Annotated in this window: 12 protein-coding genes; 9 read left to right on the forward strand and 3 right to left on the reverse strand. The window is 64.0% G+C overall.

The genetic code is table 11. From position 1 onward, the window contains the following. Positions 1 to 3 precede the first annotated feature (3 nt). From H8A92_RS12360 to H8A92_RS12370, 3 genes are all read left to right on the forward strand, one after another. Positions 4 to 1173 (forward strand): M20 aminoacylase family protein, encoded by a 1170-nt coding sequence (locus tag H8A92_RS12360; protein WP_229196055.1) that lies wholly within the window; start codon positions 4 to 6, stop codon positions 1171 to 1173. Then, positions 1170 to 2570, forward strand: a complete 1401-nt coding sequence (locus tag H8A92_RS12365) for an L-serine ammonia-lyase (RefSeq protein ID WP_274613345.1) — start codon at positions 1170 to 1172, stop codon at positions 2568 to 2570. The genes H8A92_RS12360 and H8A92_RS12365 overlap by 4 nt, the downstream gene beginning before the upstream one ends. 218 nt (positions 2571 to 2788) lie before the next feature. Then, complete coding sequence (locus H8A92_RS12370) at positions 2789 to 3817, forward strand: AraC family transcriptional regulator (protein ID WP_229196057.1); 1029 nt, start codon at positions 2789 to 2791, stop codon at positions 3815 to 3817. A 378-nt stretch (positions 3818 to 4195) separates the two neighbouring features. On the opposite strand, the gene H8A92_RS12375 is transcribed toward H8A92_RS12370, so the two are convergent. The 3 genes from H8A92_RS12375 to H8A92_RS12385 all read right to left on the reverse strand — a co-directional run bounded on the left by H8A92_RS12375 (position 4196) and on the right by H8A92_RS12385 (position 7280). Next, on the reverse strand, positions 4196 to 5395 hold the full coding sequence (locus H8A92_RS12375) for a CaiB/BaiF CoA transferase family protein (RefSeq protein WP_229196058.1): 1200 nt from the start codon (positions 5393 to 5395) through the stop codon (positions 4196 to 4198). Between the two features lie 130 nt (positions 5396 to 5525). After that, a complete protein-coding gene (locus H8A92_RS12380; RefSeq protein WP_229196059.1) occupies positions 5526 to 6500 on the reverse strand; it encodes a 3-hydroxyacyl-CoA dehydrogenase NAD-binding domain-containing protein in 975 nt (324 codons plus the stop codon). A gap of 21 nt (positions 6501 to 6521) precedes the next feature. Next, the gene (locus H8A92_RS12385) at positions 6522 to 7280 is read right to left on the reverse strand and encodes an acetoacetate decarboxylase (RefSeq protein WP_229196060.1); all 759 of its coding nucleotides are present in this window, start codon (positions 7278 to 7280) and stop codon (positions 6522 to 6524) included. Between the two features lie 267 nt (positions 7281 to 7547). Here H8A92_RS12385 and H8A92_RS12390 point away from each other — a divergent pair, with 267 nt between their 5' ends. The 6 genes from H8A92_RS12390 (at position 7548) to H8A92_RS12415 (ending at position 14043) form a co-directional block, all read left to right on the forward strand. Beyond that, positions 7548 to 8612, forward strand: a complete 1065-nt coding sequence (locus H8A92_RS12390; protein ID WP_229196061.1) for an AraC family transcriptional regulator — start codon at positions 7548 to 7550, stop codon at positions 8610 to 8612. A gap of 311 nt (positions 8613 to 8923) precedes the next feature. Then, entirely contained in the window at positions 8924 to 10006 is a 1083-nt protein-coding gene (locus tag H8A92_RS40985) for an AraC family transcriptional regulator (RefSeq protein ID WP_229196062.1), read from the forward strand. 183 nt (positions 10007 to 10189) lie between these two features. After that, positions 10190 to 10999: an alpha/beta fold hydrolase gene (locus tag H8A92_RS12400; protein ID WP_229196063.1), complete on the forward strand. Its 810-nt coding sequence runs from the start codon at positions 10190 to 10192 to the stop codon at positions 10997 to 10999. Between the two features lie 90 nt (positions 11000 to 11089). Next, positions 11090 to 11500 carry a phasin family protein gene (gene phaP, locus H8A92_RS12405; protein ID WP_229196064.1) on the forward strand — a complete coding sequence of 137 codons (411 nt, stop codon included), beginning with the start codon at positions 11090 to 11092 and terminating at the stop codon, positions 11498 to 11500. 15 nt (positions 11501 to 11515) lie between these two features. After that, the gene (locus H8A92_RS12410; RefSeq protein ID WP_229196065.1) at positions 11516 to 12304 is read left to right on the forward strand and encodes an SDR family oxidoreductase; all 789 of its coding nucleotides are present in this window, start codon (positions 11516 to 11518) and stop codon (positions 12302 to 12304) included. Between the two features lie 29 nt (positions 12305 to 12333). Beyond that, a complete protein-coding gene (locus H8A92_RS12415) occupies positions 12334 to 14043 on the forward strand; it encodes a long-chain-fatty-acid--CoA ligase (RefSeq protein WP_229196066.1) in 1710 nt (569 codons plus the stop codon). Positions 14044 to 14125: the final 82 nt, after the last annotated feature.

Genomic DNA, 14125 nt, shown 5'->3' on the forward strand with positions numbered 1-14125 from the left:
GACATGTCAAAGGAATTTGGAATCGCCGACGATATTTGTGCGCGGATGCTGGATTGGCGTCATGACATTCATGCCAATCCGGAAACCGCGTTCGAAGAGCATCGCACCGCGCAGCTCGTGGCCGATGCACTGACGGAAATGCAAATCCCGGTCCATCGCGGCCTCGGCGGAACCGGCGTGGTCGGCACGCTGAAGAACGGCGAGGGCCCGACGATCGCGCTGCGCGCCGACATGGACGCGCTTGACCTCCAGGAACTGGGAGATCGCGCGTACAAATCAACCCGCACCGGCAAGATGCACGGCTGTGGCCATGATGGCCACACCACCATGCTGCTCGGGGCTGCCGTGCAGCTTGCCCGTCATCGGCCGTTCCGCGGCACCGTTCATTTCGTTTTCCAGCCCGCCGAGGAGAATGAAGGTGGCGGCAAGAAGATGGTCGAGGAGGGGCTGTTCAAGCTGTTTCCGGCCGATGCGGTCTATGGAATGCACAACATCCCCAACATCCCGCGCGGAAAATTCGCGATCCGGACCGGCATTGCGACGGCCTTCCTCGATACCTTCGAGATCCTGGTGACCGGCAGCGGCTGTCATGCCGCGACCCCGGAGAAAGGCATCGATTCGATCCTGGTGTCGGCCGATCTCGTCTCCGCGCTTCAGGGCATCGTGAGCCGCCGGATCGGCGCGATGGACGCTGCGGTGGTGAGCGTCACCCAGATCCATGGCGGCGACACCTGGAACGTCGTGCCCGAGACGGTCACGTTGCGCGGCACGGTGCGGACGCTCGACGCCGAGATCCAGAATCAGGTCGAGGCCGCCATGAAGCAGGTCTGCGCCGGCGTGGCGCAAACCCACGGCGCGAAAGTCGATCTGACCTACATGCGCGGCTATCCGGGTGTGATCAACACGCCCGCCGAGACCGATGCTGCGGCGTCGGCAGCCGCAAACCTCGTCGGCATCGGGCAGGTGCAGACCGACATCAAGCCTGCAATGGGATCGGAGGATTTTGCCTTCATGCTGCAGGAGCGTCCGGGTGCCTATATCTGCATCGGCGCGGGCGAAACCGCCAATGATGCGCCGTTGCACAATCCATACTATGATTTCAATGACGCCATCCTGCCGCTCGGCGCCGCCTACTGGGTCGAGCTGGTGAAGCAACAACTGCCTGCTGACTGATGCTTTCCGTCTTCGACATCTTCAAGATCGGCATCGGCCCCTCGAGCTCGCATACGGTTGGACCGATGCGCGCGGCCGGACAATTCGTCCGAGCGCTCGAGCGCGATGGGCTTCTGTCGAGGACAGTCCAGGTTCGCGCCGATCTCTATGGATCGCTGGGCGCGACCGGACGGGGGCATGCGACTGATCTTGGCGTGATCCTCGGCCTGCTCGGCGAGAAGCCCGATACGGTCGATCCGGCCCAAGTGGCACCACAGCTTGCCGACATCCGGCGCTCCGGCGAGTTACGGCTGCTCAATGTTCACCCGGTACCGTTCCGGCGCGGGCGCGATATCGTGTTCAAGCCCGACAGCACGCTGCCCGAACATCCCAATGGGATCCGCCTCGTGGCGTTCGCAACCGACGGCAGCCTGCTGGCGGAACGCTACTACCTCTCGATCGGCGGCGGGTTCGTGATCGAACGCGGCTCCGGCGATGTGGCCGGCAATGCCGGCGGCGTGCCTCCGGTCTGGCCGTATCCGTTCGGCACCGGCGCCGAGCTGGTCGCGCGCGCGCAGACCAGCGGCCGCTCGATCGCCGATATGGTGCTCGCCAACGAATGCATCCATCGGACCGAAGCGGAGGTCCGTGCAGGTCTCCTGAACATCTGGGATGCGATGAAACGATGCGTCGATCGCGGTTTCGGGATCGACAATGCGGGTGCAGCCGAACCGCTGCCTGGTCCGCTCAATATTCGCCGTCGCGCGCCGGCTCTCTATCGCGAACTGTCGGTCCGCAACAGCGACACCGAGAACATCGATCCGCTCGCTGCGATGGATTGGGTCAACGCCTTTGCGATGGCGGTGAACGAGGAGAACGCAGCGCGGGGAAGGGTCGTGACCGCGCCGACCAACGGCGCGGCCGGCGTGATCCCGGCCGTGCTGCATTACTACGTCAAGTTCAGTCCGGGCGCGAACGACGATGGCATCGTTGCTTTTCTGCTCACCGCGGCCGCGATCGGCATGCTCTACAAGGCGAATGCCTCGATCTCCGGCGCGGAGGTCGGCTGTCAAGGCGAGGTCGGCGTCGCTTGCTCGATGGCCGCGGGCGGCCTGACGGCCGTGCTCGGCGGTGCGCCGGCGCAGGTCGAGAATGCGGCCGAGATCGGCATGGAGCATAATCTCGGTCTCACTTGCGATCCCGTTGGCGGACTGGTGCAAATCCCCTGCATCGAGCGCAACGCGATGGGCGCCGTCAAGGCGATCAACGCCGCCCGAATGGCGTTGCGGGGCGACGGCAAGCACTATGTCTCGCTCGATGCCGTCATCAAGACGATGCTGCAGACCGGCGAGGATATGAAGTCCAAATACAAGGAGACGTCGTTGGGCGGGCTCGCGGTGAATGTTGTGGAATGCTGACCCGCAGCTCGGCGGCGCCGACGAAACACCGTGAGGAAGAATCGTGGCGCCGCAGGGGCAATCCGGGATGCGCGCTGCCCCCAGGCTGGGGACAGGGCCAGCCCGTTAGCTGCCGCCAGCATTGCGAATGATTTTGATTTGAGCAAGACTTTAGGCCCAGGAGGAGGACGACCATGAGCGCTGGAAGGCGCCCGCAAGACACGGTGCCCGCATGTCAATTGCCGCCCGATTTCGACCAGCACGCGTATTCGGCGCAGTTGATTGCTGCCATCATCGCCGAGCTCGACAGGCAGGACGTCCGGTCGTCCCTGGCGTTGGCGGGCACGGGTTTGGCCGAGGATCAGCTCGAAGATCATACGACGCGCATCTCGTATCGGCAGATCGATACTGTGGTTCGCAACGCATTGCGCTTGTCGAGCGAGCCGACGATCGCACTTCGCGCCGGACAGCGAATGCGCGTAACGGCACACGGCATGTACGGATATGCGTTGCTGAGCAGCGCGACCTACGACGACGTGCGCGCCTTCGCCAATCGATACCTTCGCGTCGTAGGCCCACTTTGCGATGCAAGATACTCGTATGACGGTGCGGCGGTCGTCTGTGCGTTCGAGCCGCTGCATTGGCCAAATCCGACGCAGGACGTGCATCGCTTCGCCGCCGAGTTCGCGCTGTCGTCGCATTTGACGACGATGAAGGATCTGGCAGGCGAGTCGTTCCGCTTCTCGCAAATTTCCGTTGCCTACGGCGAGCCGACGCATGCCTGCGCTTACCAGGCAATCTTTGACTGCCCGGTTCTCTTTCGTCAGCGAGGCAACGAGTACAGGTACCAACTGTCGCAGGCCGACGGGCCGGTGGCGTTGGCGGATTCACGTACCCATGGAATGGCGCGCGAGATGTGCGAGCAGGTGTTGTCCGAGGTCAATCATGCGGGCGGGATCGCGGCCGATGTCAGGCGTGTGCTGATCGAGCAGCCCGGAAGGTATCCGAGCATCGAGGCGATTGCCGAACGTCTTTCGATGCATCCGCGCGCGCTGCGGCGCAGGCTCGAGGCGGAAGACACGTCGTACCGCGAACTCCTGGCCGAGGTGCGGACCCGGCTTGCGATCGAATATCTGCGCAAGACTGCGATGACCAACGAGGAAATCGCGAACCGGCTGGGCTATAGCGATGCCGCCAACTTTCGGCATGCCTTCATCCGCTGGACCGGCAAGAGCCCATCCGATTTCCGGGTCTCTCCGCATATGTGAAGGCTGCGTGATTCAGGACAGCGGCATGTTTGACCGTTCATCACCTCGCGCTGTCCAAAAGTCACCTCCGAACCGGCCTCGTCGAACCTCCTCGCGATCGAACTCCATGCCTAGATTGGTCGTCGACAGCAAAGGCGACGAGCGGTGCGAGAGATACGGGGCAATGCGCGGCAGAACAATCAATCAACCGGCATTCATGCACTTCAAGTGCTGAGCGCTTCTGCTCAGGGGTGCCTCCCGAACCACAGCTGCGCCGCACCGCGGCTGTGGAGCCCCCCGGTTCGGGCGCCTCGAGACTGGCCGCGCTTCTCATCCGGGAGCGCGGCCTTTTCTTGTGGGTGCCGTTAATCCGGCGAGAATGACCTGACGTTCAAACCGTCAAGCCACGACCTTGCTGTCGCGCATCCCTGCGATGGCCGCGTCATCGTAGCCGGCCTCCCGCAAGATCTGCGCGCTGTGTTCGCCGACCGCAGGCGCCTTGCGCGGCTTGACCTTAGTCGCGCCGTCGATAAAGAACGGGCTGTCGATGGTCAGCATCTGGTCGTTCTCGAATGGCACGAGAACGCCGGCGGCCAGCATCTGCCGGTCGGCCGACAGGTCGCCCATTTCGGCGACGCATTCGAAGACGATGCCGGCCGCATCGAGCCGTGCGCGCCACTCGTCACGGTCGCGCGTTGCGAAGGCCGCGTCGAACAGGGCGATTAGTTCCGACGAGCGGGCAAAGCGATCTGCTTGCTTGGCAAAGCGTGGGTCAGTGAGGAGGTCGTCGAGGCCGAGGCATTTCGCGACGGTCGGCCAGTCGCGCTGCTCGTTGACGATCGCGAGGAGCAGCCAGCGGCCGTCACGGCAGCGGTAGTAGCAGCCGAGCGCGTTGAACAGGTTCTCGCGCGGCGGTCGCGGCGTGAACGTCGCCCCGCACAGCGCCGCCTGCGCCATGATGCCATTCGACCAGACGCCGTTGGCGAGTAGCGAGGAGCCGACCTGGGTGCCGCGGCCGGTGCGCTCGCGTTGATACAGCGCGACCGCGATGGCCGCGAACAGCGAGACGCCCGATGGATGGTCGCCCATGCCGGCGAGCGCCCGCGCGGGCGGCGTGCTGGCGTCGCTCCGTACCATGTCCATCAGGCCCGAGCGCGCCCAGTAGGCGGTGACATCGAAGCCGGGCTTTCCCGCCTCGTCGCCGGTTTCGCCGTATCCGGTGAAAGATGCGTAGATCAGCCGATCGTTTGTCGTGGCAAGCCGCTCGTAGCCGATCGCGAGCTTCCTGCGGACCGCGAGCGGATAGTTGGTGATGAAAACATCGGCGGTCGAGGAAAGGCGATGCAGCACCGCCTGACCCTCGGGCTTCGAAAGATCGAGCGCGAGGCCACGCTTGTTGCGGTTATCGAGCAGCCAGCCATAGGGGTGGTCGGATCTCGGCATGCCCGGCAGCTTCGGCACCTGACGGAAGGCGTCGCCGGCGCCGGGCGGTTCGATCTTGATCACGTCGGCGCCGAAGTCTCCCAACAGCGTCGCAGCGGTCGGCGCGGCGATGAAGCTGCCGCAGTCGATGACCTTCAAACCCTCGAAGATGCTCATGTGAGTCCGCCTCCGCTTGATGCTTTGGGATCATCCCAGGCTGGACCGGTCTTCGCCGACCGGATGACCTTGTTCCGCAATCTGGCGACCGTCCGGGCCTGCGAGCGCATGCAGCCCCGGGGCGCGCCGATCATGTGCGGTCTCTTCCGTTGCGTGCGGCCAGAACGTGCAGCAGCGCCACCTGAGTGTCGTCGCGTGCGCGCTCCATCTGCGGAATCGGCGTCTTGCCGAACGACGCGGCGGCCTGGTCGATGATCCGGCGCTGCAGCGCCTCGTCGAGATCGACTTGCGGAATGACCTTGAACGACGCGGCCATGTTCTTGCCGAGGTGCTGGAAGAACGATTCGAGCCCCTTCGGTCCGCCGCCCATGTGAAACGAGCTGAACGGCCCGTTCACTGCCCAGCGCAGCCCGATCGAGCTGGTGACGACGTCGTCCAGCTCGTCGACGGTGACGACGCCTTCCTGCACGAGGTAGCAGGCCTCGCGCATGATCGCGCGCTGCAACCGGTTCGCGACAAAGCCCTGAATCTCCTTCTTGAGCACGCGCGGTACCTTGCCGAGCGCTTCGTAAAAAGCCACGGCGTCGGCGGTGGCCTTCGGATCGGTGCGTTCGCCGGGAACCACCTCGACCAATGGAATGAGGTGCGGTGGATTGAAGGGATGGCCGACGAGCAGTCGGCTCGCATCCTTCATCTCGTGAGCCTGCTCTGTGGCGGGCCGCGCCGAGCTGGACGACAGCAGCAGCGCGTGTTTCGGCACCGCGGCCTCGATACGCGCCCAGAGTTGCTGCTTCCATTCGGGCTTCTCCGGACCGTTCTCCTGTACGAGGTCGGCACCGGCGACGGCGCGGGCGAGATCCGGCTCGAAGCGCAGATTACGCTCCAGCCCCTCGTGCGGCAGACCAAGCTTCAGCAGTGTCGGCGCGATCTTGATCAGCGCGGCATTGACGACGGTCTCGATGTCGGGCTGCGGGTCGTTGATCACGACGTTGAGCCCGTGCGCGAGAAACAGCGCGGCCCATGAGGACCCGATGACGCCGGCTCCGATGACGCACACATTGCGGTAGCGGTTGAGCACGGCGGCACGGTCTGCGGTTGCTGGCATGATTTCCTCCGAGGCGCCCGCTTACCGCGGCTGATCCAGATAGTTGTGGCAGCGCTTGGCGCGGGACAGTGTCAGGTCGGTCATGATGTGGCTGCACGCGACGATCTCGCGCACCGGAAAATCGGCCATCGGTGCCAATGCGTGCGCGAACAGCTCGAGCCGTGCCGGGCCGGTCCATGCGCCCTTGACGGTGATGTCGGTGATCTCGGAGCGCAGCAGCTCGCAGATGCGTGGCTCGCCCGCCGGCTTAGGACTGTCATATGTCCAAAGAATTTTCAGCATGAAGGTCGGCACGCAGATCTCGGCCTTTGCCTTCTCGAGGTCTATCGCACGGTGCTTGTAGCCCATCGTCGCGGTGGCGACCCGAAGCGTGCCGTAGTCCATCGTGCCCACCAGCGTGTCGGAATCGACGTAAAGCCTTGGCTTGCCGATCACCTTTGGGTAGCCGCTGATCTCGCGGCCGGATGCCAGTGCCGGCAAATTGTCGAGATACATAGCGTGAAGGTATTCACCCTTCTCCTCGCCAAAGCGCACCTGGACCGCCTGGCCGCATTCGGTGTAGTCGCCGAGACCGGAGGTGTCGGGCATCCGCATGATTTCCCAGCGGACCAGCGGGTCGTCGATCTCCAGCGGCTCGGGAACGACGGCGCGCAATGCCTCGATGTCGGTGCGATAGAGGATGTTGAAGTATTCGCGGTTGTTGAAACGAAAAGGTCCGCGGGGAAATGCCGGTGCGCCGATTGGTGTCGTCAGCTGCTTGAGAACGTCTTCCCGTCGCATCCGCTCCTCCCCTGATGGCTTGCAGTGGTCCGTACGGGCCTCCGGCTGTGTGCCGGCTATCGAGCAAGCGTCGCGAGCCTAGCGATCTCGCAAAACGTAGAAAGGTGCGATTGGACCGCCGATCGGGTGACTTCCGGACGCGGATTGCGTCGCGTACGGCCTGCAGGCATGCGGTCATTGCGTCGCATACGCGATCGGGCTTACGCTCGGAATGGTAGATCAATCGCAGGGAGGAACGCGCGGAATGCAAGGGGACAAGCGGTCGTCATGACCAGGCACGATCCGCAGGCAAGCGAACCGCCAGGTCGAACGTCAGCCGGTTTCTCGCAGCGTATCTTCCCGCCGCATTCGATCGCGGCCATTGCGGCCGAGCTTCGCCAGCAGGGCATTGATCCATCGACGGTTCTCGATGGCACCAGGCTTGGCATCGCCCAGCTCGAGTCCCATACGACGCGAATATCGTATCGGCAGCTCGACACGGTGATCCGCAATGCGCTGCGGCTGGCAAAGGACCCCGCCATTGCGCTGCGCTCGGGCGCGCGAATGCACGTCACCGCCTACGGCATGTACGGATACGCGCTGCTCAGCAGCGCAACGCACGCCGAGGCCCGCGACTTTGCGGCGCGGTATATCCGCGTGGTGGGGCCGTTCTGCGATTTCGGCCTCTCCTACAATGGTGAGACGGTGGCGGCGACATTCCAGCCCATGCACTGGCCGAATCCGACCGAGAGCGTGCATCGCTTCGCAGTGGAGTTCGCGCTGGCCGCGCACCTGACGACCATTCGCGACCGCTCCGGTCAGGGCTTCGGATTTTCGCGCGTGCTGCTCGACTATGCGCCGCCACCGTCCACCGTGGCCTATCAGAGTCTTTTCCAATGCCCGGTGCTCTTCAACCAGCTTCATTGCGGATACGAATACGCGCGCAACGACGGTCCGCGGGCGCTGGCCGATCCGCGAACCCACGCCATGGCGCGGGAGATGTGCGAGGAGATACTCGGCGAGGTGAACAGCGCCGGCGGTGTTGCCGCCGATATCCGCCGGATATTGATCGAGCAGCCGGGCAGCTATCCAAGTATCGAGGCGATCGCGGCGCAGCTCGACATCTATCCCCGCGCGCTGCGGCGCAGGCTCGAAGCGGAGGGGACCTCATATCGCGATCTGCTTGCAGAGGTGCGCATGCGCCTTGCGATCGAGTATCTGCGCAAGACGCGCATGACCAATGAGGAGATTGCCAGTCGCCTCGGCTACAGCGACGCGGCCAATTTCCGCCACGCCTTTTTGCGCTGGACCGGCAGGAATCCCTCCGAGTTCCGAAGCGACGAAGGGCTTTGACCCCGAGATATCCACGAGGGGGCTTCGCGAGCTCTGTCCGTAGTTCACCGGCAAACTGGTTCAATCGAACCTTTTGCGTGGGCCAAGCACGTCTATGCTCGGTGCCGTGGTTGCGCTCGCGATCGCGTTCTCCCAACCTCGACCGCCCTCCCTCGGCGGTCTTTTTTTGGCCGGTCTTGTCCGGAACTCACCCTCAAACGCGACCAATCGAACCTTCCGCTGCCTGGTCCGGCTTACTAGCCTGCCGGCAGATAGCGACGAACCGGATTGCGAGGCCGGCGAACCGGCGCTGAAGGCGGACGAGGAGGCTCGTGTATCACCCGTCACCAAATCTCGTGCAGTGTCTCTATTCGCCGCAACGGATCGCTGCCGTGGTGGATGTCCTCGCCGAGGACGGGATCTCCGCGTCGCGCGCGCTCGCCGGCGCCAATTTGAGAAGTGCGGACCTCAGGGATTCGTCGGTACGCGTCTCCTACCGGCAGGTCGAAACGGTCTTTCGCAACGCGATGCGGCTGTCGCAGGATCCGGCGATCGCGTTTCGTGCCGGAGAACGAATGCATGTCCTGGCTTACGGCATGTATGGCTATGCGATGCTGAGCAGCCGGACCCGTCCCGAAGTCATCGATTTCGCGGCCAAGTATGGCCGCGTCCTGGGTACGGTCGCCGACATCGACTTTACCCGCAAGGACGATACGGCGAGCTGCCTGCTCGATCCTCTGCTGTCTCGCGATCCGGCTGATGACGTCTATCGGTTCGCGCTGGAGTTCGCGTTTGCGACCTGTCAGACGCTGAGCCGCGATGTCTATGGTGGCGCGTTCCGCTTCTCGAAGCTGAGCGCCGCCTACGCGACGCCGCCCCACGCCAGGAGCTACGATCGGATCTTTCAGTGTCCGATCGAGTTCGGCCAATCCAGGAACATGCTGGAGTTCGATACGGCCTGGATCGACCATCGGGCGATCAGCCCCGGCGAGATGACCAGGGCGATGGCAGTCCGAATCTGCCGTCAGCATCTCGATCCTGTCGCGCGGGACGATGGCCTCGCCGCCGACATAAGGCGTCGGCTCGTCGAGCATCCCGGCCGCTTCCCGAGCATCGAGGCAATGGCGGCGGAGCTCATGATTCACCCGCGCACATTTCGCCGCAGGCTGCAACTGCAGCAGAAAACCTACCGGCAGATCGTCTCCGAGTTCCGCATGCAACTCGCGGTCGGCTATCTGCGTAACACCCAAATGACCAATGACGAGATCGCCGCGCGGCTTGCCTACAGCGACGCGGCGAACTTCCGCCACGCCTTCGTCCGCTGGACCGGCAAAAGCCCGTCGGATTTCCGCAATGGCCGGGCACCAGGCGTCGCAGCATGCGCGCAAGATTTGTTGGCGGATGTCCCAAACTAACCGCTCAAGTGGGCCAATTGCACCTTTTACCGGTCTGACCCGCCCGATAGCGTTTTGAGACCAAGGGAATGCACGGCTGCGCGATCGGGATTGGTATGGAGCCGCTCGCGGGGCTTGGCAGCAATCATAAAAATGACGGGTCGTGCGGGTCGTACCGTGTGATCCGGGAGGGGACATTCAGACATGAAAACGGCCGTTGACCGTTCCGCACCGCCGTCGCAGCTGCTGCTCGCGCTCGAGGCGCGCGGGATTTGGGAGCTGCAGGCGTTCTTCGCAAGCTATCCGCTGCTTCGGCGCGCGCCGCGCGGCGACGGACATCCCGTGCTGGTATTGCCGGGGCTTTCCGCCAGCGATATGTCGACGCGGCCGTTGCGCGCGTATTTGAAGGCACAAGGCTATGCGGCGCACGGCTGGAAGCTTGGGCCCAACCACGGACCGCGTCCCGGCGTCGAGGCCGCGATGGATGCGCGGCTGGCCGAGCTTGCCGAGCGCTACCAGCGCAAGGTGAGCCTGATCGGATGGAGCCTTGGTGGCGTCTTTGCACGCGAGATTGCACGGCGCACGCCCGAGCTGGTGCGTCAGGTGATCACACTCGGGAGCCCGTTCGCGAACGAGCCGAAGGCGAGCAATGCGTGGCGTCTCTATGAGGTCCTGAGCGAGCGTCGGGTCGACGATTGGCCCGACCGGGACGTGATGAAGCTGCCGCCGCCGGTGCCGAGCACGGCAATCTACTCGCGCACGGACGGCATCGTCTCGTGGCGGGGTTGCCGGGAGCAGCCCGGCGCGCGGACGCAGAACATCGAGGTCGAGGGCAGTCATTGCGGCCTCGGACACAATCCGGCGGTGCTCTACGCGATCGCCGATCGGCTCGCGCTGCCGGAGGATGATTGGTCGCCATTCGACCGCAGCGGTCTTCGCGGCCTGGTCTACCCCGATCCTGATCGTACCGAGAACAGCCTTTCTCTGCTTTGGCCGCGCGCGTCCGCAGCCTGACGCGCAGTCCAATGGACGGCATTTCGCCGCCATCAGCCAAATACCAGAAGGAGGAGATCGATGGGGACCGATGACAGCCAATCCGACGCAATGGGCATGGGCGCGATGCCGTGGCTCGGGGACCTGAAGAAAATGGCTGAGAGGTTCACGCTGCCCGGGATCGATATCGCCGCGCTGATCGAATGGCAGCGCAAGGACATGGAGGCGTTGGCGGAGGCAAACCGGCAAGCCTACGAAGGCATCCAGGCGATGGTCAGCCGGCGCAACGAGATCCTGCAGGAAACGCTCGCGCAGTGGCAGGCGGCGATGAAGGGTTTCGGCAGCGGCGATACCCTGACCAATCAGGCGGAGACCGCCAAGCAGCAGGTCGAGAAGGCCGTCGCGAACTTCCGAGAACTATCGCAGATGGAGGCGCAGGCTCGCAACAACGCCTGGAAGGTCATGCAGGACCGCATGCAGGAGAACCTCGCGAACCTGCAGAAGCTGCTGCAGCCAAAATAGCACCGCCCTTGTGAGGTGCCAACGATCGGGGGAAGCCATGAGTCTGGCCAAGTTGCAGGACCTGACGGGTCGCGTCGCGCTCGTCACGGGCGGATCGAGAGGTCTCGGCCTCCAGATTGCCGAGGTGCTCGGCGAGCTTGGCGCGAAGGCGCGATCACCGCGCGCAAGCGCGATGAACTCGACGCGGCGGCTGCTCACCTCAAGGGGTTGGGGGTCGATGCGCTGCCCGTGGTTTGCGACATGGGAAAGCCGGAGACGATCCCGCCGATGGTCGAACAGGTCGTGGCGGCACTCGGCCCGATCGACATCCTGGTCAACAACGCCGGCACGTCATGGGGCGCGCCGACGATCGAGCATTCGCTCGACGGCTGGAACAAGGTGATCAACCTGAACGTGACCGCGATCTTCGTCGCCACGCAGGAAGTCGGACGTCGCTGCATGGTGCCGCGGCGCAGCGGCAAGGTGATCAACATCGCATCGATCCAGGGGCTGACCGGCTGCTATCCGGAAGGCACGCCGACGCTGGCCTACAACGCGAGCAAGGGTGCGGTTGTCAATCTGACCCGCACGCTCGCCAACGAATGGGCGCCGCTCGGGATCAACGTCAACGCGATCGCGCCGGGCTATTTCCCGACCAAGATGACCGCTCAGCTCGACCAGGGCACGACCTCGCATATGGCTCCCATGAATCGCGGAGGCGGTCCCGAAGACCTCAAGGGTGTCGCAGCGCTGCTCGCCTCCGACGCCTGTGCATTCATTACCGGCCAGACCATTGCGGTCGATGGCGGCGTCACCGCTGTCTGATCTCGGCGACAATACAACGGAGAGAGCTGATGAACGACGTGCCCTGGATACGATCCTATCCCGACGGCGTGCGCTGGGATATCGACATCGCTACCGGACCGGTGCAGCGGATTCTCGACGAGGCCGTTGCCAAATGGCCGATGCGCCCTGCCATCGACTTCATGGGCAAGCAGATCACCTATGGTGAGCTCGGGCGGCTGACGGATCGCGTGGCGAAGGGCCTGCAACTGCTCGGTGTGAAGCCGGGTGTCCATGTCGGGCTCTATCTGCCGAACACGCCGCATTACATCATCGCATTCTTCGGCATCCTCAAGGCAGGCGGTACGGCGGTCAACTACTCGCCGCTCGACGCCGCCAAGGTGCTCGAGCACAAGATCGAGGACAGCCGCACCGATATTCTCATCACCCTCGATATGGTCTCGCTCTATCCGCAGATGGCGGCGATGCTGGGCAAGACCAGGCTGAAGAAGCTGGTGGTTGGTACGGTCGGCGAGTTCACGGCGGATCCCGACAAGGTGATCGGCGAGATGAAGGCGGCCAAGCAGCTGAGTGCGGTGACGTGGGACGACAATCACGTCAGCTTTGGCCAGCTGATCCACAATGACGGCGCCTACGAAGCCCATGCGATCGACGATCCCAGCGGGACGATCGCCGTGCTGCAGTACACCGGCGGCACCACCGGGTTGCCGAAGGGCGCAATGCTCACCCATGCCAATCTGACCAGCGCGTGCCAGCAATACCGGGCCACCACGGCGGGCTCACCGCCGGTGCTGGTCGACGGGCAGGAGCGCTTCCTTGCCGTGCTGCCGCCATTCCACATCTACGCGTTGTCCGTGAACGTGCTGTTCGGCGTCCTGATGGGGGCGGAGATCATCCAGCATGTCCGCTTTGATCCGAAGGCCTCGCTCGAGGAAATCTCGACAAAATCGGTCAGCGTGTTCTGCGGGGTGCCGACGATGTTCACGGCGCTGATCAACCACCCGGAGACGCCTAAGCACAGCTTGCGCACGCTGAAATATTGCGGATCCGGCGGAGCGCCGCTGCCGCTCGAGGTGGCGCAGCAGTTCGCGTCGATCACCGGCTGCAATCTGAGCGAAGGCTGGGGCATGACCGAGACCTCGCCGAGCGGCACCTTCACGCCGGCGCAGGCTGGATCGATGCGCAAGGCCGGCTCCTGCGGCATGCCGATGCCCGGCATCGTCATCAAGTTCCTCGATGTCGACAACGGCAGCACGTACGTCCCGCTCGGCGAGCGCGGCGAAATCTGCATCAGGGGCCCGAACGTGATGAAGGGCTACTGGAACAATCCGGACGCCACCGCCGAGGTCACGACAGCGAACGGATTCCTGCGTACCGGCGATGTCGGCTACATGGATGAGGACGGCTTCATCTTCATCGTCGACCGTACCAAGGACATGCTGCTGTGCAGCGGATACAACGTGTATCCGCGCGTCCTCGAAGAGGCGATCTACAAATATCCGGCGGTCGAAGAGGTCGCCGTCATCGGCATTCGCGACGAGTATCGCGGCCAGTCGCCGAAGGCCTTCGTCAAGCTGAAGGCTGACGCCAAGCCGTTCAAGCTCGAGGAGCTGCAGGCCTTCCTCAAGGACAAGCTCGGCAAGCACGAGATGGTGCAGGCGCTCGAGATCCGCGCCGAACTGCCGAAGACCGCGGTCGGCAAGCTCTCGAAGAAGGAATTGTACGACGAGGAGGAGCGCAGGGCCCGGGCGTCGGCGTGAAGACGCCTGCGTGGTCCAGCGCGGCCGCGGCCGTGAGGTTCAGGCCCTGACAGCAATGCAAAGACCGTGGTGCGCGAGGTGT

The sequence above is a fragment of the Bradyrhizobium acaciae genome, assembly GCF_020889785.1.
Lineage (GTDB): Bacteria > Pseudomonadota > Alphaproteobacteria > Rhizobiales > Xanthobacteraceae > Bradyrhizobium > Bradyrhizobium acaciae.

Bases quoted from the DNA above. Each gene is read 5' to 3' on its own strand.
- H8A92_RS12375 (WP_229196058.1), bottom strand. From the start codon at position 5,395: ATGAGCATCTTCGAGGGTTTGAAGGTCATCGACTGCGGCAGCTTCATC.
- H8A92_RS12390 (WP_229196061.1), top strand. From the start codon at position 7,548: ATGACCAGGCACGATCCGCAGGCAAGCGAACCGCCAGGTCGAACGTCA.
- H8A92_RS12415 (WP_229196066.1), top strand. From the start codon at position 12,334: ATGAACGACGTGCCCTGGATACGATCCTATCCCGACGGCGTGCGCTGG.
- phaP (WP_229196064.1), top strand. From the start codon at position 11,090: ATGGGCATGGGCGCGATGCCGTGGCTCGGGGACCTGAAGAAAATGGCT.
- H8A92_RS12360 (WP_229196055.1), top strand. From the start codon at position 4: ATGTCAAAGGAATTTGGAATCGCCGACGATATTTGTGCGCGGATGCTG.
- H8A92_RS12400 (WP_229196063.1), top strand. From the start codon at position 10,190: ATGAAAACGGCCGTTGACCGTTCCGCACCGCCGTCGCAGCTGCTGCTC.
- H8A92_RS12380 (WP_229196059.1), bottom strand. From the start codon at position 6,500: ATGCCAGCAACCGCAGACCGTGCCGCCGTGCTCAACCGCTACCGCAAT.
- H8A92_RS12385 (WP_229196060.1), bottom strand. From the start codon at position 7,280: ATGCGACGGGAAGACGTTCTCAAGCAGCTGACGACACCAATCGGCGCA.